A 24,732-nucleotide genomic window follows, 5' to 3' on the forward strand; every position below is an offset into this window, starting at 1 on the left:
ATTTTCTAAAATAGGAGGTTTATATGTTACAACAACAGTTAGAAAAAATTCGTAATAATAATTACATCATAGATAACACACTTCATATTGATTCTTTAAGTTCCAGTATGCTTGAACATATCGGTGTTACTGATAGCTATTTAAGGGACAAACTCATCTACTCTACTTTTTATCATCTCATCAAAAATCGCTACCTTTCACACACACAATTACAGAAACTATTATTAGAAAGCATCGGTGAAAAATATTTATTGTATAAAATTCATTCAGATGATGAAGATGCTGTATTTACTCGCGCATTTACGACCTTATTAATTGCGCTCATTATAGATGCAGATACAACTCATAATTTCTTATCACAGAATGATATTTTAACTGTAAAAGATCAATTAATTCTATATATGAACAACGAACATGATTTCCGCGGATATGTTCCAGACCACGGCTGGGCACATAGTATCGCTCATGCTTCCGATACATTTAAGGCGCTTGTTCATAATCCTAAACTAGAAACTTTACATTACGAAGAGATATTAAAAACTTTGTTAAACAAAGTTTTTGTCCATTCTATTTACTATAAATATGAAGAAGACGAGCGTCTCGTTTATCCGATTGTCGCAATGCTGCAAAATGGCCTGAAAGAAGAAATACTCATATTAGCCCTTCGTGACTTAGTAGCTCAATTACCGGTCCAAAAACAAGCACTACCTATTGAATCGTACGAGTTTCTATATGGAAATACAAAATCTTTCTTACGTAGCTTATTTTTCAGACTACGCACACTTTCTATATGTGAAGAAACCGAATTCGAAATTGAAAAATTGCTACAAGAGCTTCCAAAATATTATTAAAAAAGAAGGTCACTCAAAAAGTGCCTTCTTCTATTTCACTAATATTTAATTGAAATTTCACGATCCAAACTGAGAAAAGGTGGACAAGAAGCGCAAACGCCATACATGCTCCACTTAAAAAAGTTAGTATAGGATGCGAATACACGTGCCCCAACCCATAGGATATCGCCACGAAAAACATTGTTATGTAAATATAAATTGCTCCATGTATTTGCCTCATATAAACCTCCTTTTCCCATATTATAACATAATTTTTCTGATTATTCACATTAATTACTTGTAATCAATATTTCTCAACTGTTACACCTCTTACAGCAGCCTTAATATACGGTGACCCTTGTAAACTTTGTAAATCCTCTGTTTTCCCTGTTACGACTACACCGTATATTGGTAAATCTTTTGGTTTTGTGTTTTTTATTTCTTTATCCCGCATTAACGGGCAGTAAGACCTCACATCAAAATTCAGCGGAAGCAAGAAGTTAGATGGGGGATGAACCCCACACTGATTAAAGTTTCACTTTATAGTTTATCCTAAAATATTCTCAGTATCCCTCTTTATTTTCACTTAAAGACATCCAAATGCAGCTTTTATAAATTGTTTCATAATAAAAAGCACATCCATTTTGATGCGCTTCTCTGAAATACTATTCTATTATTTCATCGCTTCCTTCACAACATCTTGAATCATAACAACTTCTGTTTTCATATCAATAGACGGTGCTTCTTCATCGATACATTCATACCAAAATGCTAAGTGCTTTTTATCAATTTCATGATGCGAATTTTCGACAAAAATACCACCTTCTCCTTGCACAGAATACCAATATAAGTACTCTTCTCCATCTCTTATTTCCCGGAAAATTGTCTCAACGTACATCTTTTCGTCGTTTAATGTCAAAAGCACTTCTTTCAAATTGTCATTAAGAAGCTGCATCCATTCATCTACTCGATGACTCTTACCAGGCTTAACTTTAAATCTTGTTAATTCTACATTCATTTTTATTCCCCCATTTTCTTACGTACAAATAAACTATATTCTATTGGATGATAAAAACTTAATTTACTAGCTAATTTTCGCGAAGGAATATTGTCTACATAACAATCCCAGCTCGGTATAATGTCATTTTGCATGCAATGTTCAATGAACCTTGTTGCAACAGCTTGAGCTAATCCTTTCCCTTGATGCGCTTCATGTGTTGCAATATCTATTTCAGCAAAACCATTCCCGCTAAATATTGAGACGCATTCAGCTACAATTATCCCATCTTGTTCTATACAAAATCCAAAACCACTGTTCAAAAACGTTTCTTTTGATCCCCAATACTCTTTGTAGTACTCCTCTTTAAATTCACTGCTGCGCTCTATATCTCTTCTATCAATACGCTTCACTTCATATGTATTTTTGTTAAAATCTCGTTGGCTCTCTTCAAAGGTTACGCTTTGAAATTTCATTCGCGGGATGTTCCGAAGTACATTACTAAAACGCTCTTCTATCATCATTTCCCACTCTTCACTCGAAGTGAACAGTGTAAATCTCTTCTCTGTTTTTTCAATAGCCGTTTTTAAATATGAAAATAACTCTTCGTTATAATTTTGATCATCCGTATCACCAAATAAATAATAGATACCATTAGCTGTAATAATTAATCCTGCTGTTAATTGCCCGTTTATAAAAACCTCGCCATCTATCATTTGATCACATACCGCATAAGCAAACGTCGTCGTTCTTGTATTACCTTCTAAAACCGGAAGAACTTTTCTATAATCGGCTACAGATAATTTTTTCATAATTGCTCCACTTTAATCGTATCAGCCTCTATATGTTCAAAACAAAGATTTACCGTTCTCTTTAATGCTCTCGTTCTATGAATCGTACATGCTGGAATTAAAATAGAATCATTTGGCTTTAAAACCGCTGTTTCTCCATCTTCAAAATCAATAAGTAATTCTCCCTCTAGCACAATAAATAATTCATCCGAATTAGAATGATAGTGCCAATCATATTCACCAGTAAATACAGCGATTCGTAAACAATGACTGTTTATATTTGAAACGACGAAGTTTTTATGTTGATCTTGAATGTCTTTTGTTAATTCTATTAAGTTCACAGTTTCCATATTTCGTCCCATCCTTTCATTAGTCGTTCTTCTGAAAAATTAACTTAATCTCCACCACCTCCGCAATCTCCTCCACCATCACTTGAGCTACTACAATCACTGCTACTGTAGTCACCGAATCCACTTGATGAGCTTGAAGCGTATGAAGATTTTTTGCTTCTTTTTCTATCTTTTTTACTTTCATGACTAGGCCATACTTTATTAAATAATATAAAGAATAAGACTAATTCTATTGCGAAAAGGATATAGCCTAAAATATTCTCAATAATATTCGGGGTTATATCAAAACTGTAAAACACCCCACCTGAATAAAGACACAAAATGATATACAGAGCCATACAAATATATCGAAATGTTTTTTCTATCATAAGGACTACTTTATTTGAAATAGGTACGTTCTGTTCCTGTTTTTTCTTTATATATCTTTGTCTCTTTGCCTGCTTTTTCTTCCTCTTTTTACTCCCCATCCAATCCCCTCTTTTTATTATATAATTCTAAATTATCGCAATAAAAATCGATTTACACCAATAAAGTGAAACTTTGATCAGTGGGGGGGTTATTCATCCCCCCACTGATTATTAGTTGAACCAATCGGGCTTTTACGGGCAGTTGATCCCCCACCTAACTTCTTTGCTTCCGCTGAATTTTTGGGTGGGGGTCTTACTGCCCGTTAATGCGGGATAAATAACAATTATTCACATGTTATTTCCCCATATAAAAAAGACCCTCCTTATGAAAAGGAAGGTCTCAAATGTATTTCTATTATGATAAAGCAGGAGCTTTTTCAAGTAGCTCTTTCGCATCAGCGTATTGTAAGCCGTGAGCTTCTGCAACTGCTTCGAATGTTACATAACCATCTAATGTGTTAATACCTTTTAGTAATGCAGTGTTGCCTAAACAAGCATCTTTATAGCCTTTGTTAGCAATTTGCACTGCATATGGTACTGTTACGTTAGTTAATGCAAGAGTTGATGTACGTGGAACCGCACCTGGCATATTAGCAACTGCATAATGAACAACGCCATGTTTTTCGTAAGTTGGGTTGTCGTGAGTTGTAATACGGTCAGTTGTTTCGAAAATACCACCTTGGTCAATCGCGATATCTACAACGACAGAACCTGGTTCCATTGATTGAATCATTTCTTCTGTTACAAGTTTTGGCGCTTTTGCACCTGGAATTAATACTGCTCCAATAACAAGGTCAGATTCTTTAACAGCTTCTGCAATGTTGTATGGATTAGACATTAATGTTTTTACTTGGTTACCGAAAATATCATCTAATTGACGAAGACGTTCTGCACTTAAGTCGATGATTGTTACATCTGCACCTAAACCTACTGCAATCTTAGCTGCATTTGTACCAGCTTGACCACCGCCGATGATTGTTACTTTGCCGCGTTTTACCCCTGGAACGCCTGCAAGTAAAATACCTTTACCGCCTTTGTTTTTCTCAAGGAATTGTGCACCGATTTGTGCAGACATACGACCAGCTACTTCACTCATAGGTGCAAGTAATGGTAAAGAACGATTGTCTAATTGTACTGTTTCGTATGCGATTGATGCAACTTTGTTATCGATTAATGCTTTCGTTAATTCTGGCTCTGGAGCTAAGTGTAAGTATGTGAATAAAATTAAACCTTCACGGAAATAGCCGTATTCACTTGCTACTGGCTCTTTTACCTTCATAACCATATCTTGATTCCATGCTTCTTCAGCAGTTTCTACAAGTTTCGCACCAGCTTGTACGTATTCTTCATCCGTAAAGCCAGATCCTAAACCTGCTCCTTTTTGAACAAAAACTTCATGACCATTTTGTACTAAATGTACTGCTCCCGCTGGCGTCATTGCCACACGGTTTTCATTGTTTTTAATTTCTGTTGGAATACCGATACGCATGATTAGTTCCCCCTTGAGTTATGAAATGACCCCTGAATCATTTTTTAAAGCGCTTTCTACGCTTTTATATTTTAACATAATATCTCAATATTTGACAAAAAAATAATACAAGTTTTCCGATAGATTTAATTTTATATTAAAGGACAGTATTATCCGCACCTATCAGCACAATGGATAAACTGTCCAATTATTCGAAACTTCATCATATTTTATTCTATCGATGTCTATGAATAACATCCACTGCACCAGTCACTTCGATAATTGTACCGGTAATCATATCGGAATCGTCCTCACATAAAAACGAAATGGTTCTTGCAATATCTTCACCTGTTCCAGATCTACCAATCGGTGTGTTATGCTCTTTTAGCTGACGTGCTTCTTGAATAGTTGCCTCTTTCATATCGCCAATAATATCACCAGGACATACCATGTTCGCAGTAATACCATACTCCGCTTCTTCATAAGCAACTGTTTTCGTTAATGAAACAAGTCCTACTTTCGCTGCCGCAAAAGCTGAGCGATAAATCCATCCCGGTGCACTATCCGCCCCTTGAAATCCGTAATTAATAATACGGCCAAAGTTCTGTTTTCTCATGACCGGAACGACAAGTTTTAATAAATGAAATACCGCTGTTAAATTTCCCTGAATCATTTCATTCCATTCATCTTCTTCATAATCAACTAACTTTTTTCGTTCAAATACATATGGACCAGCATTATTAATTAAGAAATCAATTTTGCCAAAACGGCTTATCGCTTCTTCTACTATTTTATGTAAATCTTCCTTTTTCGTGACATCCGCTTGCACGAATTGTAGACGCTCTTCCATATTTTTATATGTTTCTTTCAACTTTTCCATAGCCGTGATATCGCTATGATACGTTACTGTTACTGAATATCCTTTAGCCAATAACTTTTCTGTTACTTGCTTTCCTAAACCTTTCGTACCGGCTGTAATGAGCGCGTGTCTCACAAAACTGCCTCCTTTTAAATTGCTATACTTCATATGTAACAAGTTCTCGCTCCAATTACAACTAAAATGAATTGAAACAGAGTTTTCAAAATTCTGTAACGTTTCTGGCAAGCACGTTACCAAAATTTGTTTTATAATTAAGTTGTAAACAGTTATAAAACAGATTGGGAGGAATTGACTATGAATAATACATATACAAATATTTTAATCGCGGTGGATGGTTCTAAAGAAGCAGAAAAAGCCTTTAAAAAAGCAATTCAAGTCGCAAAGCGCAACAATGCAACATTAACAATCGCTCATATCGTTGATGTAAAAGCGTACTCAGCAGTAGAGGCTTATAGCCGTGCAATTGCTGAACGTGCAAATCTATTTGCAGAAGACTTATTAGAAGACTACAAAAAAACTGCGCTTGAAGCTGGTCTTGAAAAAATTGAAACTGTATTAGAATTTGGTAATCCTAAATCTAAAATTTCAAAAGAAATCGCTCCAAACCATAAAGTAGATTTAATTATGTGTGGTGCGACTGGTTTAAATGCGGTTGAACGCTTCCTAATCGGTAGCGTCTCTGAACATATTATTCGCTATGCGAAATGCGATGTCCTTGTTGTTCGTGGTGATGAGGAGCAAGGTGATCTTTAATTTATAGATAAAACACCAAGTCCACATAGGCTTGGTGTTTTTCATTTTATCAACTTCACTATAAACACAAGACATGCTACGACAACAACGGTAATTGCCAATACATAAGGCGGCAGAAACTTCAAAGACCATAATGCCATCATGATTGTCGCAACTGTTAAATACGTTTGCTTTGCATCTTCTGTCATTTTTTTACGAAGTAAGAAGACGTACAAATAGCCAATTGGCGGCGTAATGAAGCAAAGAACATATATGATTTTTGATTTTAAATACCATTTTTGTTCTCCAAGTTTCTTTATATCCCCTTCTATTCTCTTATGCTCTTGTTCTCTCGCTTCTTCTAAAAGTGGATTTTCCTCTTCTCCTCGCTTTTCTTTCATATAAGGAAGAAAGTGCATAAAAAAATAGTATGCGAATACGAACGCGCCAAATCCAATATTTAATCTTTCTAATGGAATATGCTCACTAAAAAAAGCAGCAGTAAGCACTAAAGACAAACAGTACGTCATCATCCAAAATGAACGTTTTCTCTTTTTCCGTTCCATTTCTTTTTTACCTTGTATATCTTTTCTTTTCGAAAGCCATATAGAAATAAAGCAATCTACTACAAATAGAATAAAGATAAATATCCCAACGTCTACTGTTTCTACATCCTTAAATGAAAAGACATTCGGGAATGCAGCGTGTAATACGATTAGCGTGTACAAAATTACCCCTATAAAATAAAGTGAAACTTTAATCAGTGGGGTTTTGTTCCTCCCCCACTGATTATTAGTTGAACCAATCGGGCTTTTACGGGCAGTTGATCCCCACCTAACTTCTTTCCTTTCGCTGAATTTTGAGGTCGGGGTCTTACTGCCCGTTAATGCGGGATAAATACGTCTCATTTTTCATCCCTTTCTTATTTCCTAACATTACGTTAACATACATTTTTTAGAAATAGACGGACAAAATATATATGTGTAAAAAAGGAGGATGCTATATGGATGATTCTGAACGCATTATTTTAGACGTGAACGGAAAAGAAATTGAAATGCTAGATACAATCCGCACTCATTTTAAAGAGAAACATGGCGTTGAACTAAGTAATGGTGCATTGCTTCGTGATTTGATGGATATTGAGTATATTCGAATTACAGAAGATCGACATAAGTATGATTAAAAGAAAAACGACTGCAGGCGAATGCCATCAGTCGTTTTCTTTCTTCATTTAAGCTCTTGATGTTTCCCGCCCATACCACCAGGCTCATTGCTATCTTGGTGTACAGTTAGTTTATTTGTTTTCGTATCTTTTAAAACTCTATATGTATATGATTCATTTGGTTCATCTTTAAACTGTACATTCATACCATATGAATCCATTTTGCTATAAAAGGCCGGTTTTATATATAAAATATCACTTTCTTTATATCCTTTATCTTGCAAATGCCACATCGTTGCGATAATCGCTTCCTCTCGCTTTTCTTTTTCACCAACATACATATATTTGTCCAAAAGAAACACTTTAGCATTTGCAATTAAGCTAATTAACAGTACAATGATAAACACTATTTTTTTCATAGACTTCCCCTAAATTGTTATTTTTTACTACATTGTAACTTAAATGCTAGTAAAAAATAAAGTACGCCAGACTTTACTAGACTGGCGTACTTCCCAACTCAATTCTTAATAACTTCTTTCGTTAACCCCTTCGCCTTCTCCAAAGCGTTTTTGATTTGTTCAAATCCTGTCCCACCAGCACTATTACGACGCTTTACAGCCGCATATGGTGAAAGAACTTCATACAAATCTTCTTCAAATAAAGAGCTCATTTCTTGATATGTTTCAAGCGGGACATCTAATAAATAAATTCCTTTTTGTGTGCAATGTAGCACTAACTTCCCAACAATTTCATGAGCTTGACGGAATGGTAGTCCTTTGTTTGCTAAGTAGTCGGCAATTTCTGTTGCGTTGGAGAAATCTTGCGTCACAGCTTGCCCCATTTTTTCTTTGTTTACAGTCATCGTTTCAAGCATGCCCGCCATAATATGAAGGCATCCTTCTACTGTTTTCACTGTATCAAACATTCCTTCTTTATCTTCTTGTAAGTCTTTATTGTAAGCGAGTGGTAATCCTTTCATTACTGTAAGTAAACTGAATAAATTACCGTATACTCTGCCAGTTTTCCCACGGATTAGTTCCGCCATATCCGGATTTTTCTTTTGCGGCATAATGCTGCTTCCTGTCGCGTATTGATCGCTCATTTCAATAAATTGAAACTCTTGGCTACTCCATAAAATAAGTTCTTCACAAAAACGTGATAAGTGCATCATAAGCATAGATGAATTACTTAAAAACTCTAGTATGAAATCACGATCACTTACTGCATCTAAACTATTTTCATAAATTCCATTAAATCCAAGAAGTTCCGCACTATATTCTCGGTCGATCGGGAATGTCGTCCCAGCTAGCGCTCCTGCTCCTAATGGGGAGATATTAATACGCTTTAATGAATCTTCATAACGATTCACATCACGCTCTAACATCCAAAAGTAAGCAAGAATATGATGAGCAAATGAAATCGGCTGAGCACGTTGCAAATGCGTATAGCCAGGCATAATGGTTTCAATATTATTTTCTGCTTGATGAACAAGAACAGTTTGCAATTGTTTTGTAGCTTTTATAATATGTTCTACCTTTTCTTTTAAATACAAATGCATATCTGTCGCCACTTGATCGTTACGACTTCGGCCTGTATGAAGTTTCCCTCCTACTTCACCGATTTTTTCAATTAACATCTTTTCAATATTTAAATGAATATCTTCAGCTTCAACCGAAAAATGCAATTTATTTTGTTTCGCTTCTTCTAATAAATATTGAAGACCTATCTTTATTTTCTCCGCCTCTTCTTTCGTAACGATGCCTTGCTTTGCTAGCATCGTTACGTGTGCAATACTCCCGTTTATATCTTGATTTACTAATTGTTGATCGAAGGAGATGGATGCTCCGAACTCTTCAACCCATGCTTCCGCTTCTTCTGTAAAACGTCCGCCCCAAAGTTTGCTCACGCTTCCACCTTCTTTTGATTCACTTGGCTGTATACTTTCGTCGGTAAACCGAATAATGAAATGAATCCAACTGCTGCATCATGATTAAATTCATCTTGAGCAGTATATGTTGCTAATTTTTCATCGTATAAAGAGTATTCAGATTTACGTCCTTCTACAATCGCATGACCTTTAAATAATTTTACACGCACTGTACCTGTTACATTCTTTTGTGTTTCTTGTAAAAATGCATGAAGCGCTTGTTTTAAAGGTGAGAACCATAAACCGTTATAAATAAGTTCTGTTATTTTCTGTTCAATCACTGGTTTAAAATGCGCTACTTCTTTTACGTGTGTTAAATCTTCCAACTCTTTATGCGCAGTGATTAACGTCATTGCTGCTGGACATTCGTATACTTCACGAGATTTAATACCGACAAGACGATTTTCTACGTGATCAATACGTCCAACGCCGTGTTTTCCAGCAAGCGCATTTAACGTTTTAATTAATTCTGAAAGTGAATATGCAGTGCCATTTAAAGTCGTCGGTACGCCTGCTTCAAATCCGATTTCTACAAACTCTGGTTTATTCGGTGTATCTTCTAACGCTAATGTCATCTCATATGCATCTTCTGGTGGCGCTGCCCATGGATCTTCTAAAATTCCACATTCGTTGCTGCGTCCCCATAAGTTTTGATCAATTGAAAATGGGCTATCTAAATGAATCGGAATCGGCACATCATTTTCTTTTGCATATGCAATTTCTTCTTCACGTGACCACTTCCATTCGCGTACAGGCGCAATCACTTCTAAGTAAGGATTTAATGCTTGAATAGAAACTTCAAAACGAACTTGATCATTTCCCTTTCCTGTACATCCGTGTGCAACTGCAGTTGCGCCTTCTTGTTCTGCGATTTCTACTAATTTCTTCGCAATAAGCGGACGAGATAATGCAGAGACAAGAGGGTATTTCCCTTCGTATAATGTGTGTGCTTGCATCGCCATCAATGCATATTCATTCGCGAATTCTTCTTGAACATCAATCATATATGATTTAATTGCACCTACTGAAAGTGCCTTTTCTTTCACAAACCCTAAGTCTTTTCCTTCCCCTAAATCTAAACAAAGTGCGATAATATCATAATTCTTCTCTTGTAACCATTTAATTGCAACGGAAGTATCAAGACCTCCGGAATATGCTAATACAACTTTTTTCTTCTCCATTTTGCATCCCCCTAAAGAATAAATATTCATTTTCTTTTATAATAATTCACACTTTACCACCTTTCACAAAATGTATCAAGAGTCATTTTCAAATTTTTTCAAACAATTTCGTCGAACTTCTTTCTGTTTTTCTGTACAATATAAGCAGGACAACGGGGGTGAACTTATGGAAAATTATTTCTTATACGATGAACATCTAGGAATTGAAATTCCGCATTTACAAGAAGACTGGGAAGAAATCCCCGAAAAAATGCAACATGCTATTTTACTAAAATGGGAACAAGTTCGCGGGAAAATTCCTGATCGTATAAAAGAACTTGAGCACTATATTAATACAAAACAACATTATTTAAATAATGAAGAAGACTTCGAAGTTTCTTGTAAACTAAATTCAGAAATTGCCGATCTTGCTTCTATCATTAATGACCTTTGGCTTTGGTATCGACTCACTCAAAATGTATCTGAGGGGAAAGCACACCAATGAAAAAAGCATGCCCCTCAATTACTTTGGGTCATGCTTTTTTGTCGTAACAAGATTTACAATATATCTCTTGTGCTGTTTTCGCCAAACATACATCAAATGGACCAACTAATATACTTCTTTCTTTCGGCAACTTTACAAAAGCAACAAGCTCTTCTTCATATTGAATTTTTTTCTGACATGAAATGCATATTAATTCTTTTCTTTTGAACATGTCTTTTAGCATCTCTTCACTCTCCCCTTCATCTATCTATATTAATATACTCTCATAATAGTTAAGGATTGTAAAAAAATGACACATTCCGAATCGAATGCTTCATATACTATGTACAAAAGGAGGTCTCAAACCTATGCGCGCTTTCGTTATTATCGCTTTAACTTTTTTAAGTGTGATTAGTTGGGATGCGTTTTTTAAAGATAAAAATGATGAAAAGAATACAACTGAATAAAACCCTTTTTTCTTACTTATTGGACAAACCTTTACAAACTGTCCAATCCTCCAAAATAACTTAGGCTTTTCTACAAAAATATTTAAACATAACATTTTTTGTAGATTCCCTCCGTTTATTGTCGGTTTCCATCCGCATACATTTTTTAAAAGTATGATATAATAGTATAAATCTTGAAGGAAGGGATTTTGATATCATGATCGCTCGAAGGAGCATGTGGCATCGTATTGACGAATCATACACGTAGCGTATTTTTCAGCTCAGATACTTTAGTCTAGCGAAAAAAATACGAGAGTGGGGAAATTATGATTGCCCGAAGGATAATTTGGCAAAAAAAAGACTCTTCTTACACATAGCGTTTTGTTTAGGACTTAATTGTTACTAACTAAACAAAACAAAGAAGAGCAGGATTGCTAAATGACGAATCCTACTCCACGTTTTGTTTAGTCGTTTTAAGACTTAAACTAAAACGAAGGTAGGGAGAATTGATGGACGAGAGGATTATTCGTTATTTCTTCAGCGACATATAGCGTAGTTAGTTTTTTCGTAAACTAACTGAAAGCTACATGTGAGCTCGTAGTTAGTTTACAACACAAAAAGGACTACTAACTACGGAAAGAAGGAATAACGATGAGGAACATCCAAAGTCGGCAAATTATTAAAGAAATTTTTATGGTTTTAATCGGTTCATTTATTTTAGCAGCAGCGCTATATCATATTCACTTTCAAAACCACTTAACAGAAGGTGGATTTGTCGGAATTGCACTATTCATTCAAAACTTTTATGATATTTCACCATCTATTTCAACTGTAATCATGGATATCCCAATTATTTTACTGTGTGCTTCATTTTTAGGTAAAAAAATGGTTGGCTATTCATTCTTAGGTTCAATTTCATTCGGAGTATTTTATTCCTTTATGGAAAATTATTCTCCATTTACGGTAGATTTATCAAATAACTTATTTATAGCTGCAGTAGTTGGCGGTGCGTTAGCTGGTATTGGACTCGGTTTTATATTGCGATTTGGCGGTGCAACCGGTGGAGACGATATTTTAACAATTGTATTAAGTAAACGAACTCGTTTTACAATTGGGCAAATTTTCTTCGTCTTTGACGCGATTGTTCTTGCGCTTTCATTATATTATTTAAATTGGACTGAAATTGCTTTTACTATTCTTTCGATTGCCGTACAGGCCAAAACATTGGATTTAATTTATTATCCAAAAACAGAAAAAACAGCAGAAAAGCAGCCAGTATCTGTTCCAATGTCCAAAAAACATGCAACAAATTAAAAAAGCGAAAGGCTTCGGCCTCTCGCTTTTTTTACGCTCTTTTTTCTTTCTCGACTATATGGCGCACTTGATAAAATCTATTTGCAAATTCAGTAACATTTCTTGTTAAACGATAATTCACTGTAGATCCAATTGCCATTCCAATTACCGGAATACCTTGGAATAATTTACGACGAAGAGCATAAATCGAAAATGTCTTCAAAATTTGTTTTAACACAACTTCAGTAGAAGCTGTTTGTAACACTGCTTCGTCTCCTTCATAAAAGAACGAATCTTCTTGTTCCAGCTCTTGCAATAAATTGTACCATGCGTATTGCTGAAGTCTTCCTGGTAGTAATGACGCGTGAAACACCTTTAACGCAAGCATCATTTCATATGGCTTGTTCACATCATGCCCAAATGATGTTGCAATAAGTTGGACCGCCTTCACATTTAACGCGATCATAACCGGAAAATCCGCCGTTAATAATAATAAACCTCCAGCACCTGTCGCCCCGCCTTGCACAAATGAATATAGACGATGACGTGCTGTTTGCTGCTCTGCTATGTATGTTAACTGATCAATAGACAATGCTTTCAAATCTTCAAGCTGTTCAATCGATTCATCAAATAATCTCGATGTTCCTAAAATCCGATTACGTGCATCTAACTGTGCTTGTGAACTTTGAATAAATGCATGCAAATGAAAGAGCCATCCATCTGCTTTCGTGAAGAATTCTTTTCGCTTTTTCTCAGGTAATTTCGCAACTGTAGTATGTAACCATTTATCAAACACTTTTTGAAAATCGGTCGCTTCTTGCTCAACTAATTGCGCTTCCCATTCTTTTATATTGTCTAAAATGGCTTGTTCTCGCTTCGATCGCATCGTAACAACCACCTCGTTCGATTTTTTTCTATTGTAACATATTTCTGCTTATTCTTTACAAATATGCTTGTATATCTCTTTTCACATAACCTTTATGAGTGACATAAAATAATGGCAAAAAGGATGAGATGCTTCACATGAATCTATCCAATCTAAAACAAAATTATAACGCAGTATTCAGCTTAGGACAAAACTGTTGGCCTGCTTGGGCATTATATCAATTAGAATTATCACCATTTTTTGGCGTTATTGATTTTATGCTAAGTCCTTCATTAACGAAAGTAAATTTATTATTACAAAATCGATTTGACCGTTTTTTAAATTTCGAAAATCTATCCTTCATCTCATTTTGGGATGATGATGCCAAATTAAGATTAAGGGACAACCTTTATGAAATTGACTCCTGTCATGACTTTAAAACAGATGTAAACACACCAACTTCTTGGCCTTCTTATACAGAAATTAAGTTAAACTATGAACATCGAATTAATCGTTTTCTAACTACAATTGAAACGGCAGAATCCATATTGTTTATTCGAACTGGAGGAACATATGAAGAAGCATGTTCCCTAGAACAAATTTTATCTCAAATCGTTACACATACATTCTCTGTCCTATTACTAATTCCTGCCGATATACCAACTATCACCCAAGAAGATTGGGGATTACAACATACTTGCGTTATGAAATGTCCTATTATGGATGTATACCAATACAATGAAGCATTTTGGAAAGAGTTATTTGATGGAATTACAGTTAGACCGCACACTTAAATACACGATACTTTTATCACACCATACATTATAATCGTCCTTATACGAAACAAATAAGGAGTGATTCTATATGTATCCACGTGCAAAGGCTTTCGGTCTTGCTGTACATCAGGATCGCCTTCTCGTACAAGAATATCATACAGAAGGCGAAACATATTATCGTCCTCTTGGCGGTTCCATTGAACTTGGTGAAAAATCAGCACATACTGTTATTCTGGAGTTTAAAGAAGAGCTTCATACGGAGATAGAAATCATCAATTATTTAGGTTGTTTAGAAAATGTCTTTCATCTAGATGGGGGCATTGGTCATGAAATCATTCAACTATATTCTTTGCGTTTATTGGACACATCACTATATGAAATGAAAATATTAAATATACAAGATGAGCAAACAGTAGCGTATGCGAAATGGATTCCTATTACGGCATTCATTCAGAAAGAAAAAATACTATATCCAGATGGAGTTTTAAAATACATCCAAAAGAAAAAAGACGAAATCCTGTAGGATCTCGTCTTTCTTTTCATATATTAACCAATATCTCCAAGACGTAATACGTCACGAGCAATCATAACTTCTTCGTCAGTTGGAATTACGATAATTTTTACTGGAGAGTGTGGGAAGCTGATGAATGCTTCTTCACCGAATACGTTATTACGTTTTACATCGAAGTATACGCCCATGTACTCAAGGCCTTCTAATACACGCTCACGAATAATCGCACTGTTCTCACCTACACCAGCTGTAAAGATGATTGCGTCTACACCCTTCATACGAGCTGTGTAAGAACCGATGTATTTGTGGATACGGCTTACGAATACATCAAGTGCTACTTTCGCACGGTGGTCGCCTTCTTCTTCTTTCGCAATGATGTCACGTAGGTCACTAGAGTAACCAGTAAGACCTAACATACCACTCTTCTTGTTTAATACGTTAACTACTTCTTCTACTGTTTGGCCTGTTTTTTCCATGATGTATGGAATTAACGCAGGGTCAAGGTTACCAGAACGTGTACCCATTGTTACACCAGCAAGTGGAGTGAAGCCCATAGAAGTATCGATAGATTTACCGCCTTCTACTGCTGCGATACTTGCACCGTTACCTAAGTGACAAGAAAGTAAGCTTAAGCTTTCAATTGGACGACCTAATAATTCAGCCGCACGTTCAGTTACATATTTATGAGAAGTTCCGTGGAAACCGTATTTACGGATGCCGAATTTTTCATAGTACTCATATGGTAAGCTGTATAGGAATGCAGATTCCGGCATTGTTTGGTGGAATGCTGTATCGAATACTGCTACTGCTGGTACGTTTGGTAATACTTCTTTGAATGCTTTAATACCAACAACGTTTGCTGGGTTATGAAGTGGTGCTAAATCGCTTAATTCTTCGATATCAGCTAATACTTCATCAGTAATTAAAACAGAGTCAGCAAATTTTTCGCCGCCGTGAACAACACGGTGACCGATACCGCCAATCTCATCTAGAGATTTAACGATTCCGTTTTCAGTTAATTTTTTAAGAAGCATATTAACTGCTACTGCGTGATCTGGAATGTTTGTAATTTCTTTTTGTTTTTCGCCATCTACAGTAATAGTGAAGATACTATCTTCTAAACCGATACGTTCTACTAAACCTTTTGTTAATACTGTTTCACTTGGCATTTCAAATAATTGGAATTTTAAGGAAGAGCTTCCTGCGTTAATCGCGATGATTTTTGACATCTAGTCTTTCGCCCCTTTTTCTCTTGGTAGTTGTGTGGATGTTTCCACAAACCGCTCGATTTTATCTAATCAAATTTACTAAATATGAAAACGTTTCATCATTAGCAAATTTTATACTCACGATTTTAATTTAAACATCGTCCGACATATATTTCAAGTGAAAAAATTGTAACACCAAGAAAAAATATATATTACAGATTTCAAAAAAATTCAGTTAAATCTAGTATATATTTAAAAATATGACATATTATATAAAACTGTACTACATAAATCACTAACTCTGTTACATATACCCAGCTTTATTTATGTGTTGCAAACCAAGTATTTAATTGATCCATAATATTCTCCATCGCCTTCATGTTAGAGAATTTAGGCAACTCCACTAATAACGCCTGTTTTGGCATTGTTACATTAGAGCCTTTCTTTTGGAGAACAAATATACTTTTTGCATTTTTCTCGTTTTTAAACATGGAAACAGGAAGCTGTAATAACCCTTGAATAAAGCATGTTTCTTTAATAAATGCATGTAATTTTGGTGCCTGGTCACTTTCAAAAATAAAGTTTGGTACTAAGAAGAATAAGTACCCGCCCTCTTTCGTATGTTTCACACTTTGTTCAATAAATAAGTGATGGGCATACGACATTCCTTCATCTGCTTTTAATTTATATTCACTTGCACCGATTTCGTTTGGATAGTAACCAATCGGTAAGTCTGAAACGACTGCATCAACTGGATCGATATAAAGTGGTGCTAGTCCATCTTGATGGAAGAATTCGATTGCATGCTTTTGTAAATTTGCATTTACTAAAGCAAGTTTAATTAGCACTTCATCCACTTCTACACCAAATCCACTCATTGTTAGTCCTTCTTTGGCGCTATTAAACACTGTAGTCATTAAATTTCCTGTTCCAATTGCAGGATCTAAAACTGTAATTTCGTTTTGACCTTGCATAAATTTATGGAATAAGTAACTCATGAACATCCCAACTGCATCAGGCGTCATTTCATGATTGGCTTGTACGCCTTCTTTCATTCCTTTTAAGATGGCTAACTGAAATGCTTTACGAATTTCTTCACCTTTATATGTTTCTTCATTAAACCTACTATATTCACGATTCAGCCTTTCAATTGCTGATTCGGATAATTCCTCTTGTAAAATCGCTCCCTCAAACAAGTTATCACCTGTTTCTACAAGCGCCTCTAAATATGTCACATCTAATTCTTTACGTAAAACTACCGCAGAAGAATCAAAAATAGAAAATAATGTTTCCACTGTCTGACTCACGTACATTCCTCCTTCTCTCTTTTACACATAACTTATATCATACCACAAAGTGATTTTTTCCAAAAAGAAAAAGCGACCTCCTGTAAAGAGCTCCCTCTCAAGTTATATATGATATAACGTTTTTTCTCATATATCGGCACCGTTACGCAGCGATATATGAGAAAAAACGACCTCTTTATAAGAGGTCATTTCCTTCACATTACTTTGCAGATTTAGCTGCTTCTAATGCTGCTTCATAGTTTGGATGGCTTGTACCTTCGCCTACGTATTCTACGTAAACTACTTTGTCATTACTATCTACTACGAATACTGCACGAGCAAGTAAACGAAGTTCTTTCATTACTAAGCCGTAAGCTTCACCGAATGAAAGGTCACGGTGGTCAGAAAGTGTTACAACATTTTCTAAACCGTTTGCTGCACACCAGCGTTTTTGAGCGAATGGTAAATCAGCGCTAATTGTTAATACTTTCGCGTTTTCAATACCTGCTGCATCTTGGTTAAAACGACGTGTTTGTGCATCACACACACCTGTGTCGATTGAAGGTACAACACTAATTAATTTTACTTCGCCTTTGTATGTTTCTAAACTTACTGGAGATAAGTCGTTTGCTAATACTTGGAAGTTTGGCGCTTGATCGCCAACTTTAACTTCTGTTCCAACTAAAGTCATTGGATTACCTTTAAAAGTTACGTTTGCCACTTGAAAATCCTCCCTTATTTAAACAAAATATGTACAATGTAAATGATAGTTTGTCCCTATCGATAATGCAAATAAAATCGCTTTATTTACAAAAAAATAAAAGAAGCTAACCTATTGATTAGCTTCTTTATTCGTTAAATTTGAAATTCAGGATCATCTTCTTTTCGTTTATCCATCATTTCTTTCACTTTATCAACAGCTTGTGGCGCTAATTCAATTATTTTATCGATGACATGCGTTTGCTTATCTAAGTGCAATACTTTCACACCATCTCCATTTATAACAAGAAAGGCAACAGGATTAATAGAAACTCCTCCTCCACTTCCTCCGCCAAATGGATGACGGCCTGAATGTTCTACTCTACCAAATTCACTTCCACCAGCAGCAAATCCGAAACTTACTTTCGAAACTGTAAGAATTACACTTCCATCTGCCGCTTTAATTGGGTCACCCACAATTGTATTTACATCAGTCATTTGTTTTAAATGCTGCATTGCGGTTGTCATTAAACCTTGAATTGGATGGTCCATTCTATATCCCCCCTATGCTTGAACAGAGTTTTTTTCCATGCCAGATCTTTGCTGCCTCATAAATATGAGTAATTTCACCGCTGTTTTTACAGTACGGAATATACGAAAAGATGCTGTTAACTCACATCTCGATGCAAATCCCTTCCCTTGAAAAACAGGTGTAATTTCAAATTCTGGTACGTCAACAATATGCATATATTGTCCGACAACTCCAGCAGCCATTCCTTTTGTCCCCCATGCATATCCAGTGACAATTCCAGTACTAGCTGCGTCGCCTGCTCCAATTTGTGTATGCCATCTCCAACCATTGATTTTCACTCGTTTGAGAAAATCTTTAACGATAGTATGAACGTCTTGAAGCTTTTTTATCAGTTCACCTATGCTGTCAAGTTGCGCCATAATTTTATTATCTAGTCCGCCGTCCTTTTCAGCTTTTTCGATTTTTTGTCCTGTCTTTTTCTGCTGTTTTTCAATTCTTTCCAACACGTCAAATGTATATCGAATCATCCATATTTTCACTTGAAATAAACATTGCTTTTCCATTTCTGAATATAAAAATGTCACCTTAAGCGATATTTTCGACAATAGTATAAGCAAAATAAAAAGGAGAAGAATTATTATTCCAATTACGAGCCACTTCATACGTATCATCCTTTCACTCCGTACCCATTATCGACAAGTTTATTCATCATTAAACAGAGTTCCATAAGATTGAATATAAAAATTTTTCTAAAAATAAAAAGGTATTTTGACAATTTGTATCGAAATATATTATTTGAACATATCATCAGGGAACGGACTCTAATGATATGTAGCACGAAAAACAGAAAATTTAACTGCAGTGGAGGGATACATAATGGCAGATCGTCGCAATTTATTTTTCTTTTATGGTGATGACAAAGCAACGCTCGTTGAAAAAATGAAACCAATCTATCGTATTTTAGAAGAGAATGGATTTACCATATTAGATCATCCAAAAAATGCAAACGCTATCGTCAGTGTTGGAGATGATGCAACCTTCTTACAAGCCGTTCGTAAAACTGGTTTTAGGGAAGATTGCTTATACGCAGGGATTTCTACGAAAGATGAAACTTCGTTCTACTGCGATTTCCACATTGATCACGTTGATACAGCCCTTCAAGAAATTACAAAAAATGAAATTGAAGTGCGAAAATATCCAACAATTCAGGTAGATGTAGATCATGGTACATCTTTCTATTGTTTAAATGAGTTCTCATTACGTTCTAGCATTATTAAAACATTCGTTGTAGATGTTCACGTTGATGATTTATACTTCGAAACATTTAGAGGGGACGGTTTAGTTGTTTCTACCCCAACAGGAAGTACAGCTTACAATAAATCATTGCATGGTGCAGTTGTTGACCCACTTATTCCATGTTTCCAAGTAAGCGAACTAGCATCTTTAAACAACAACACTTATCGTACGCTCGGTTCACCGTTCATTTTAAATCATAAGCGTACATTAACTTTAAAACTAAGACCAGACGGTAACGATTATCCTGTTATCGGCATGGATAACGAAGCGCTTAGCATTAAACAAGTTGAAAAAGCTGTTGTACGCTTAAGCGATAAACAAATTAAAACAGTTAAATTAAAAAACAATTCTTTCTGGGAAAAAGTACAGAGAACGTTTTTATAGGATTAAAATAACCGCAGAATTATGGGATCCCATAATTCTGCGGTTATTTATTTCTCTAACTATTAGTTGCTATTTTTGTCAGTAAGTCGATATATTTCAATAATTGCTCATATATTTTCACATACCTTTTCTATAGACAACTTGGCCATCTATTACGGTCATTTCTGCTTGTACTTCTTTTATTTCTTCTGCCTCAATTTCAAAAATATTGCGGTCTAATATTGTAAAGTCTGCTTCATATCCTTTTGTAATTTGTCCTCGCTTCGCTTCTTTTCCGATTGCATAGGCACTTCCTGTTGTAAATAGAGAAACAGCCTCATATACCGTTAATCTTTCCTCAGGCATATAGCATACACCGTCAATAAAACTTCTACGTGTAACAGCGCTATATATGCCTAAAAATGGATTTACTTGTTCAATAGGAGCATCTGAGCCACCATTACAATGTAGTCCTGCTTCCAGCAATGTCTTCCAAGCATACGCATAACGAAGACGGTGTTCTCCCAGTTTTTCAATGACTGACGGAAAATCTGATGAAAGAAAGACTGGCTGTATATCAATAATGGCTTGCAAGTTTTTCATTCTTTCAATCAACTCTTCACGAGCAAGCTGACAATGAATAATGCGGTCACGTAACCCTTCTGCTGGTGGATATAATTCGAGTGCATCAATGACATATTCAAGCGATAAGTCACCGATAGTATGAATCGCAACTGGCATATGTAAGTCTCGTGCTTTCTTCACTAATTCTGCAAGTTCTTCACGTGAGAAAATTGCAATCCCATTCGTTTCCTTTGCATCTTCATACGGTTCACTTAATAATGCTGTTCTTCCGCCAAAAGAGCCGTCAGAAAAGATTTTCATTGCCCCAAATTCAATATAATGTTCATTTTCATATTCTTTTCGTTCATGTGCTACTTCATGATGAACGAGCAAATGGGCTTTAAATGGCATTTCTTTTATAACGTGAGAAAACGCATTATGCGTTTTTCTAAAACCACCATAGTAATTTAAATCTTCCGTATGTCCGCCAATGAGGCCGTATTGCCAACAATCTTTAATCGCTGTTTGCAAAGCTCTTTGTAAATACGCTTCATCAATTTCAGGCTGAACATGTTTAATTAATTCTTGTCCTTGTTCATATAAAAGTCCTGTTAACTTATTTGATGAATCCCTGCCGATTTTCCCGCCTTTTGGATTTTGCATCGCTTCTGTTATGTTCGCTTCTTGCAGTATGTATGAATTCACCCATGTAACGTGACGACAAACTCGCTTTAATAAAATGGGATGTTCCTTCGAAATTTCATCTAAATCACGCGCATGAACATTTTTCGTATCTGTAAAGTTATTTTCATTCCATCCTTCTCCAATAATCCAAGATCCCTTTGGAGCTTCTTCCACTCGCTTCTGGACAAGAGTAAGCACTTCTTTGTAAGATGTACAATTTGATAAATCTAGACGGAGTAACCTCTCTCCATGACCAATAAGATGCATATGACTATCAACGAGACCTGGGATCATTGTTTTGCCTTCTAAATCATACAATTTCCCCACCGAATATTGGGCTTCTAGCTCTTCTTTACTCCCAATATCAACGATTATGCCGTTTTCAACGTAAATCGCATCCGCTGTTTCAGTTTCTTCCTTCATCGTGTAAATAGTGCCGCCGTACCAAATTTCTCCCATATATTTCATCTCCTCTACTTTATTGTATAGAAAAAAGCACCATTTCAAAACATGGTGCTTTTCCAAAAATTACTTTTGTTCAGTAGTAGACGTTGTAACTTGCCATTCAATATTAAATTTATCTTTTACTTGTCCGTATGCTGGGCTCCAGAATGTTTCTTGAAGTGGCATGATAACCTCTCCACCTTCTTGTAACTTATCGAATACTTCTTTTGCTTTTTCTGCATTACTAATTTGAATTGCGATTGTTACTTGAGATCCGATTGCATGCCCTTGACCTGGGAATGTATCAGAAATCATAAGATCCGTATTACCAACTTTTAAAGTAGCGTGTAAAACGCGCTCTTTCGCTTCAGCTGGAATCGGGTATTCTGGATTTTCAGGCATGTCACCAAAAGTTTGCATGACTTCTACTTTTGCATCTAAAGCCTCTTTATAAAACTGTACAGCTTCTTGCCCACTACCATCTAAAACTAAGTACGGATTAATACCTAAAATCATACGGACACCTCTTTTTTAAGTTTATAAAATCGAACTTGTGTTCGTTTTTATATTATCATTGTTTTGCATTTCATTCAACTATTTACTTCACTGTTTTCAAAATTATTTTGACGGAATCTCCATCTCTTGTTTTCTAAGTTCAATACGGCGAATTTTTCCAGAAATCGTTTTTGGTAGTTCATCTACAAATTCAATTTTGCGAGGGTATTTATATGGTGCAGTGAGTTCTTTGACGTGTTGTTGGAGTGTTGGAATTAAAGTTTCTTCGTTCTTTTCTATATTCTCTCTTAATACGATAAATGCCTTCACGACACTTCCGCGAATTTCATCAGGACTTGCGACAACCGCACATTCTCTTACATAAGGATGTTTTACAAGCGCATCCTCTACTTCAAACGGCCCGATTGTATAACCAGAGCTAATAATGATATCATCACCACGTCCTTCAAACCAAAAGTAGCCGTCTTCATCTTTCTTCGCTTTATCACCTGTAATATAATAGTCACCGCGGAATTGCATCGCTGTACGCTCATCGTCTTTATAATATTGTTTAAAGAGGGCCGGCGTTTCAATGTGAACTGCAATATCACCAACTTCGCCTACTTTAACTGGAATACCTTCCTCATTTACGATATCGACATGGTTACCTGGCGTTGGTTTCCCCATTGATCCTGGTCTAATATCCATCCCTTTCATTACACCAACAAGTAGTGTATTTTCCGTTTGCCCATAGCCGTCTCTTACTGTAATATCAAAGTGCTTTTGGAATGTTCCAATGACTTCTCTATTTAACGGCTCACCTGCGGATACAGCGCTATGTAACGCCTCTAAATTGTACTCGCTTAAATCTTCTACCTTTGCCATTAATCTATACTCAGTCGGTGTACAACAAAGCACATTCACCTTATTATCGTCTAATAAATTTAAATACGTTTTCGGTTCAAACTTACCGTTGTATACAAATCCTGTTGCCCCTGAACCGAGAGTTGCTAAAAACGGGCTCCAAATCCACTTTTGCCACCCTGGGCTAGCCGTTGCCCATACAACATCATTCTCTTCAATTCCGAGCCAATTTGGGGCGCTTGTACGTAAATGAGCGTATGCCCACGCGTGCGTATGAACGACACCTTTCGGGTTTCCTGTCGTCCCTGACGTGTAAGATAAAAAGACCATATCTTCTTTATCTGTTTTCGCCATTTCTAACATGTCACTTTCTGTTTCTAATGCTGTCTTTAAATTGATCCATCCGTCTACTGACTGCTCGCTCAGGACGAATTTTTGAAGAGATTCCATTGCTTCTATATCATCAAACTGTCCAATGTACGGCTCATAGCTTACTATCGCTTTTACTTCGCCATGTCCAATTCGATATTCGATATCTTTTTTACGCAACATTTCCGAACTTGGAATTACGACAAATCCCGCTTTAATCGCAGCGATATACGTCATGTACGCTTCAATTAAGCGCGGCATCATAATAAGGAGCTTGTCCCCTTTTTGTAAGCCACTTTTTATAAAAGCGTTTCCAATTTTATTTGCACCTTGCATTAATTCAAAATATGTAACTTCTCGTCTATTCCCTTTATCATCTTGCCAAATTAAAGCAAGCTTCTCTTTATCGTCTGTATATTTCTCTATTTCTGAAACTAAATTATAAGATGGTGGTGCCAACAATTCCTCTCTCTTCATAAACATCCTCCTTTTTCTTTATGCCTCCCTTATATAATAAAGAATTTTCAGTAATTTTTGAACCCTCTTCTTTTGACAATTTTTTTATGCTTTTGTCGAAATGAATTTATACTAATATGAACAACAAAAAGAAAGAGCGGGAAAACCCGCTCTTTCTAAGCCATCGTATATGGGATTATTTTTGGAAACCGCCTAATTGTTGCTCAGCTAGTGAAACTAGACGTTTTGTAATTTCGCCACCAACAGAACCGTTAGCGCGAGATGTTGCATCAGCTCCAAGTTGAACACCAAACTCTTGAGCGATTTCGTACTTCATTTGATCTAATGCTGCTTGAGCACCAGACACTGCTAATTTATTTGTGCTTGCCATGT

The 24,732-nt window shown here is 35.9% G+C and carries 30 protein-coding genes and 1 pseudogene; 8 read left to right on the forward strand and 23 right to left on the reverse strand.

What is annotated here, in order from left to right; translation table 11 throughout:
• Window positions 1-23: 23 nt before the first annotated feature.
• Window positions 24-851, forward strand: coding sequence for a DUF2785 domain-containing protein (locus AC241_RS22865; protein WP_050844577.1), 828 nt, complete (start codon window positions 24-26; stop codon window positions 849-851).
• Between the two features lie 13 nt (window positions 852-864).
• Here AC241_RS22865 and AC241_RS22870 read toward each other — a convergent pair whose 3' ends face one another.
• The 8 genes and pseudogenes from AC241_RS22870 to AC241_RS22900 all read right to left on the reverse strand — a co-directional run bounded on the left by AC241_RS22870 (window position 865) and on the right by AC241_RS22900 (window position 5,870).
• Window positions 865-1,071, reverse strand: a complete 207-nt coding sequence (locus tag AC241_RS22870; RefSeq protein WP_001248905.1) for a hypothetical protein — start codon at window positions 1,069-1,071, stop codon at window positions 865-867.
• A 63-nt stretch (window positions 1,072-1,134) separates the two neighbouring features.
• Window positions 1,135-1,275 (reverse strand): annotated as a pseudogene (locus AC241_RS34375) (anti sigma factor C-terminal domain-containing protein); the annotation flags it as partial.
• A 228-nt stretch (window positions 1,276-1,503) separates the two neighbouring features.
• Window positions 1,504-1,848 carry a DUF6176 family protein gene (locus AC241_RS22875; RefSeq protein WP_001100204.1) on the reverse strand — a complete coding sequence of 115 codons (345 nt, stop codon included), beginning with the start codon at window positions 1,846-1,848 and terminating at the stop codon, window positions 1,504-1,506.
• A gap of 2 nt (window positions 1,849-1,850) precedes the next feature.
• Window positions 1,851-2,639: a GNAT family N-acetyltransferase gene (locus tag AC241_RS22880; RefSeq protein WP_050844578.1), complete on the reverse strand. Its 789-nt coding sequence runs from the start codon at window positions 2,637-2,639 to the stop codon at window positions 1,851-1,853.
• Window positions 2,636-2,968, reverse strand: coding sequence for a cupin domain-containing protein (locus AC241_RS22885; protein ID WP_000450933.1), 333 nt, complete (start codon window positions 2,966-2,968; stop codon window positions 2,636-2,638). Before AC241_RS22885 ends, AC241_RS22880 begins: the two co-directional genes overlap by 4 nt.
• A gap of 44 nt (window positions 2,969-3,012) precedes the next feature.
• Window positions 3,013-3,435, reverse strand: coding sequence for a hypothetical protein (locus tag AC241_RS22890; RefSeq protein ID WP_029443403.1), 423 nt, complete (start codon window positions 3,433-3,435; stop codon window positions 3,013-3,015).
• Between the two features lie 295 nt (window positions 3,436-3,730).
• Window positions 3,731-4,864 (reverse strand): alanine dehydrogenase, encoded by a 1,134-nt coding sequence (ald, locus tag AC241_RS22895; RefSeq protein WP_001219402.1) that lies wholly within the window; start codon window positions 4,862-4,864, stop codon window positions 3,731-3,733.
• 214 nt (window positions 4,865-5,078) lie between these two features.
• The gene (locus AC241_RS22900) at window positions 5,079-5,870 is read right to left on the reverse strand and encodes an SDR family oxidoreductase (protein ID WP_042969124.1); all 792 of its coding nucleotides are present in this window, start codon (window positions 5,868-5,870) and stop codon (window positions 5,079-5,081) included.
• Window positions 5,871-6,017: 147 nt separating this feature from the next.
• On the opposite strand from AC241_RS22900, the gene AC241_RS22905 reads away from it, so the two are divergent.
• Window positions 6,018-6,476, forward strand: a complete 459-nt coding sequence (locus AC241_RS22905; RefSeq protein WP_001066672.1) for a universal stress protein — start codon at window positions 6,018-6,020, stop codon at window positions 6,474-6,476.
• Window positions 6,477-6,517: 41 nt separating this feature from the next.
• Here AC241_RS22905 and AC241_RS22910 read toward each other — a convergent pair whose 3' ends face one another.
• The gene (locus tag AC241_RS22910) at window positions 6,518-7,216 is read right to left on the reverse strand and encodes a hypothetical protein (protein WP_043935424.1); all 699 of its coding nucleotides are present in this window, start codon (window positions 7,214-7,216) and stop codon (window positions 6,518-6,520) included.
• 242 nt (window positions 7,217-7,458) lie between these two features.
• Here AC241_RS22910 and AC241_RS22915 point away from each other — a divergent pair, with 242 nt between their 5' ends.
• Complete coding sequence (locus tag AC241_RS22915) at window positions 7,459-7,638, forward strand: hypothetical protein (protein ID WP_000342760.1); 180 nt, start codon at window positions 7,459-7,461, stop codon at window positions 7,636-7,638.
• A 44-nt stretch (window positions 7,639-7,682) separates the two neighbouring features.
• On the opposite strand, the gene AC241_RS22920 is transcribed toward AC241_RS22915, so the two are convergent.
• From AC241_RS22920 to AC241_RS22930, 3 genes are all read right to left on the reverse strand, one after another.
• Window positions 7,683-8,036, reverse strand: coding sequence for a DUF3139 domain-containing protein (locus AC241_RS22920; RefSeq protein WP_016080084.1), 354 nt, complete (start codon window positions 8,034-8,036; stop codon window positions 7,683-7,685).
• Window positions 8,037-8,134: 98 nt separating this feature from the next.
• Entirely contained in the window at window positions 8,135-9,523 is a 1,389-nt protein-coding gene (argH, locus tag AC241_RS22925) for an argininosuccinate lyase (protein ID WP_050844579.1), read from the reverse strand.
• Entirely contained in the window at window positions 9,520-10,725 is a 1,206-nt protein-coding gene (locus tag AC241_RS22930; RefSeq protein ID WP_016080082.1) for an argininosuccinate synthase, read from the reverse strand. The genes argH and AC241_RS22930 overlap by 4 nt, the downstream gene beginning before the upstream one ends.
• 166 nt (window positions 10,726-10,891) lie before the next feature.
• Between AC241_RS22930 and AC241_RS22935 the strand changes: the two genes are divergently transcribed.
• Entirely contained in the window at window positions 10,892-11,209 is a 318-nt protein-coding gene (locus tag AC241_RS22935) for a hypothetical protein (protein ID WP_048563687.1), read from the forward strand.
• Window positions 11,210-11,237: 28 nt separating this feature from the next.
• On the opposite strand, the gene AC241_RS22940 is transcribed toward AC241_RS22935, so the two are convergent.
• On the reverse strand, window positions 11,238-11,432 hold the full coding sequence (locus AC241_RS22940; protein WP_000910273.1) for a hypothetical protein: 195 nt from the start codon (window positions 11,430-11,432) through the stop codon (window positions 11,238-11,240).
• 853 nt (window positions 11,433-12,285) lie between these two features.
• Between AC241_RS22940 and AC241_RS22945 the strand changes: the two genes are divergently transcribed.
• Window positions 12,286-12,948, forward strand: coding sequence for a YitT family protein (locus AC241_RS22945; RefSeq protein WP_029443407.1), 663 nt, complete (start codon window positions 12,286-12,288; stop codon window positions 12,946-12,948).
• 31 nt (window positions 12,949-12,979) lie between these two features.
• Here AC241_RS22945 and AC241_RS22950 read toward each other — a convergent pair whose 3' ends face one another.
• Entirely contained in the window at window positions 12,980-13,813 is an 834-nt protein-coding gene (locus AC241_RS22950; protein WP_001256853.1) for an EcsC family protein, read from the reverse strand.
• A 137-nt stretch (window positions 13,814-13,950) separates the two neighbouring features.
• Here AC241_RS22950 and AC241_RS22955 point away from each other — a divergent pair, with 137 nt between their 5' ends.
• Window positions 13,951-14,586, forward strand: a complete 636-nt coding sequence (locus AC241_RS22955; RefSeq protein ID WP_029443408.1) for a DUF1796 family putative cysteine peptidase — start codon at window positions 13,951-13,953, stop codon at window positions 14,584-14,586.
• A 70-nt stretch (window positions 14,587-14,656) separates the two neighbouring features.
• Window positions 14,657-15,091, forward strand: coding sequence for an NUDIX hydrolase (locus tag AC241_RS22960; protein ID WP_029443409.1), 435 nt, complete (start codon window positions 14,657-14,659; stop codon window positions 15,089-15,091).
• A gap of 23 nt (window positions 15,092-15,114) precedes the next feature.
• Here the strand turns inward: AC241_RS22960 and ackA are convergent, their stop codons facing one another.
• The 5 genes from ackA to AC241_RS22985 form a co-directional block, all read right to left on the reverse strand.
• Window positions 15,115-16,308, reverse strand: a complete 1,194-nt coding sequence (gene ackA / locus AC241_RS22965; RefSeq protein WP_016080076.1) for an acetate kinase — start codon at window positions 16,306-16,308, stop codon at window positions 15,115-15,117.
• Window positions 16,309-16,607: 299 nt separating this feature from the next.
• Window positions 16,608-17,594, reverse strand: a complete 987-nt coding sequence (locus AC241_RS22970) for a class I SAM-dependent methyltransferase (protein WP_050844580.1) — start codon at window positions 17,592-17,594, stop codon at window positions 16,608-16,610.
• 199 nt (window positions 17,595-17,793) lie between these two features.
• The gene (tpx, locus tag AC241_RS22975) at window positions 17,794-18,294 is read right to left on the reverse strand and encodes a thiol peroxidase (protein WP_000024527.1); all 501 of its coding nucleotides are present in this window, start codon (window positions 18,292-18,294) and stop codon (window positions 17,794-17,796) included.
• 134 nt (window positions 18,295-18,428) lie between these two features.
• Window positions 18,429-18,824, reverse strand: coding sequence for a GerW family sporulation protein (gene ytfJ, locus AC241_RS22980; RefSeq protein WP_000350007.1), 396 nt, complete (start codon window positions 18,822-18,824; stop codon window positions 18,429-18,431).
• Between the two features lie 12 nt (window positions 18,825-18,836).
• Window positions 18,837-19,475, reverse strand: a complete 639-nt coding sequence (locus AC241_RS22985; RefSeq protein WP_029443410.1) for a DUF2953 domain-containing protein — start codon at window positions 19,473-19,475, stop codon at window positions 18,837-18,839.
• Window positions 19,476-19,680: 205 nt separating this feature from the next.
• Here AC241_RS22985 and AC241_RS22990 point away from each other — a divergent pair, with 205 nt between their 5' ends.
• Window positions 19,681-20,484, forward strand: coding sequence for an NAD kinase (locus AC241_RS22990; protein WP_029443411.1), 804 nt, complete (start codon window positions 19,681-19,683; stop codon window positions 20,482-20,484).
• 117 nt (window positions 20,485-20,601) lie between these two features.
• Here AC241_RS22990 and AC241_RS22995 read toward each other — a convergent pair whose 3' ends face one another.
• The 4 genes from AC241_RS22995 to AC241_RS23010 all read right to left on the reverse strand — a co-directional run bounded on the left by AC241_RS22995 (window position 20,602) and on the right by AC241_RS23010 (window position 24,730).
• Window positions 20,602-22,170: an amidohydrolase gene (locus AC241_RS22995; RefSeq protein ID WP_050844581.1), complete on the reverse strand. Its 1,569-nt coding sequence runs from the start codon at window positions 22,168-22,170 to the stop codon at window positions 20,602-20,604.
• Window positions 22,171-22,239: 69 nt separating this feature from the next.
• Window positions 22,240-22,671 carry a VOC family protein gene (locus AC241_RS23000; RefSeq protein ID WP_000600350.1) on the reverse strand — a complete coding sequence of 144 codons (432 nt, stop codon included), beginning with the start codon at window positions 22,669-22,671 and terminating at the stop codon, window positions 22,240-22,242.
• A 102-nt stretch (window positions 22,672-22,773) separates the two neighbouring features.
• Window positions 22,774-24,360, reverse strand: coding sequence for an acyl-CoA synthetase MbcS (mbcS, locus tag AC241_RS23005; protein WP_000817726.1), 1,587 nt, complete (start codon window positions 24,358-24,360; stop codon window positions 22,774-22,776).
• A gap of 175 nt (window positions 24,361-24,535) precedes the next feature.
• Entirely contained in the window at window positions 24,536-24,730 is a 195-nt protein-coding gene (locus AC241_RS23010) for an alpha/beta-type small acid-soluble spore protein (RefSeq protein WP_000168890.1), read from the reverse strand.
• Window positions 24,731-24,732: the final 2 nt, after the last annotated feature.

This window comes from Bacillus thuringiensis (assembly GCF_001182785.1).
GTDB lineage: Bacteria > Bacillota > Bacilli > Bacillales > Bacillaceae_G > Bacillus_A > Bacillus_A thuringiensis_S.

Excerpts from the sequence above, each read along its gene's own strand:
- AC241_RS22865 (WP_050844577.1), top strand. The coding sequence starts at position 24 with ATGTTACAACAACAGTTAGAAAAAATTCGTAATAATAATTACATCATA.
- AC241_RS22870 (WP_001248905.1), bottom strand. The coding sequence starts at position 1,071 with ATGAGGCAAATACATGGAGCAATTTATATTTACATAACAATGTTTTTC.
- AC241_RS22875 (WP_001100204.1), bottom strand. The coding sequence starts at position 1,848 with ATGAATGTAGAATTAACAAGATTTAAAGTTAAGCCTGGTAAGAGTCAT.
- AC241_RS22880 (WP_050844578.1), bottom strand. The coding sequence starts at position 2,639 with ATGAAAAAATTATCTGTAGCCGATTATAGAAAAGTTCTTCCGGTTTTA.
- AC241_RS22885 (WP_000450933.1), bottom strand. The coding sequence starts at position 2,968 with ATGGAAACTGTGAACTTAATAGAATTAACAAAAGACATTCAAGATCAA.
- AC241_RS22890 (WP_029443403.1), bottom strand. The coding sequence starts at position 3,435 with ATGGGGAGTAAAAAGAGGAAGAAAAAGCAGGCAAAGAGACAAAGATAT.
- ald (WP_001219402.1), bottom strand. The coding sequence starts at position 4,864 with ATGCGTATCGGTATTCCAACAGAAATTAAAAACAATGAAAACCGTGTG.
- AC241_RS22900 (WP_042969124.1), bottom strand. The coding sequence starts at position 5,870 with ATGAAGTATAGCAATTTAAAAGGAGGCAGTTTTGTGAGACACGCGCTC.
- AC241_RS22905 (WP_001066672.1), top strand. The coding sequence starts at position 6,018 with ATGAATAATACATATACAAATATTTTAATCGCGGTGGATGGTTCTAAA.
- AC241_RS22915 (WP_000342760.1), top strand. The coding sequence starts at position 7,459 with ATGGATGATTCTGAACGCATTATTTTAGACGTGAACGGAAAAGAAATT.
- AC241_RS22920 (WP_016080084.1), bottom strand. The coding sequence starts at position 8,036 with ATGAAAAAAATAGTGTTTATCATTGTACTGTTAATTAGCTTAATTGCA.
- AC241_RS22930 (WP_016080082.1), bottom strand. The coding sequence starts at position 10,725 with ATGGAGAAGAAAAAAGTTGTATTAGCATATTCCGGAGGTCTTGATACT.
- AC241_RS22935 (WP_048563687.1), top strand. The coding sequence starts at position 10,892 with ATGGAAAATTATTTCTTATACGATGAACATCTAGGAATTGAAATTCCG.
- AC241_RS22940 (WP_000910273.1), bottom strand. The coding sequence starts at position 11,432 with ATGCTAAAAGACATGTTCAAAAGAAAAGAATTAATATGCATTTCATGT.
- AC241_RS22945 (WP_029443407.1), top strand. The coding sequence starts at position 12,286 with ATGAGGAACATCCAAAGTCGGCAAATTATTAAAGAAATTTTTATGGTT.
- AC241_RS22950 (WP_001256853.1), bottom strand. The coding sequence starts at position 13,813 with ATGCGATCGAAGCGAGAACAAGCCATTTTAGACAATATAAAAGAATGG.
- AC241_RS22955 (WP_029443408.1), top strand. The coding sequence starts at position 13,951 with ATGAATCTATCCAATCTAAAACAAAATTATAACGCAGTATTCAGCTTA.
- AC241_RS22960 (WP_029443409.1), top strand. The coding sequence starts at position 14,657 with ATGTATCCACGTGCAAAGGCTTTCGGTCTTGCTGTACATCAGGATCGC.
- ackA (WP_016080076.1), bottom strand. The coding sequence starts at position 16,308 with ATGTCAAAAATCATCGCGATTAACGCAGGAAGCTCTTCCTTAAAATTC.
- ytfJ (WP_000350007.1), bottom strand. The coding sequence starts at position 18,824 with ATGGACCATCCAATTCAAGGTTTAATGACAACCGCAATGCAGCATTTA.
- AC241_RS22985 (WP_029443410.1), bottom strand. The coding sequence starts at position 19,475 with ATGATACGTATGAAGTGGCTCGTAATTGGAATAATAATTCTTCTCCTT.
- AC241_RS22990 (WP_029443411.1), top strand. The coding sequence starts at position 19,681 with ATGGCAGATCGTCGCAATTTATTTTTCTTTTATGGTGATGACAAAGCA.
- AC241_RS22995 (WP_050844581.1), bottom strand. The coding sequence starts at position 22,170 with ATGGGAGAAATTTGGTACGGCGGCACTATTTACACGATGAAGGAAGAA.
- AC241_RS23000 (WP_000600350.1), bottom strand. The coding sequence starts at position 22,671 with ATGATTTTAGGTATTAATCCGTACTTAGTTTTAGATGGTAGTGGGCAA.
- mbcS (WP_000817726.1), bottom strand. The coding sequence starts at position 24,360 with ATGAAGAGAGAGGAATTGTTGGCACCACCATCTTATAATTTAGTTTCA.
- AC241_RS23010 (WP_000168890.1), bottom strand. The coding sequence starts at position 24,730 with ATGGCAAGCACAAATAAATTAGCAGTGTCTGGTGCTCAAGCAGCATTA.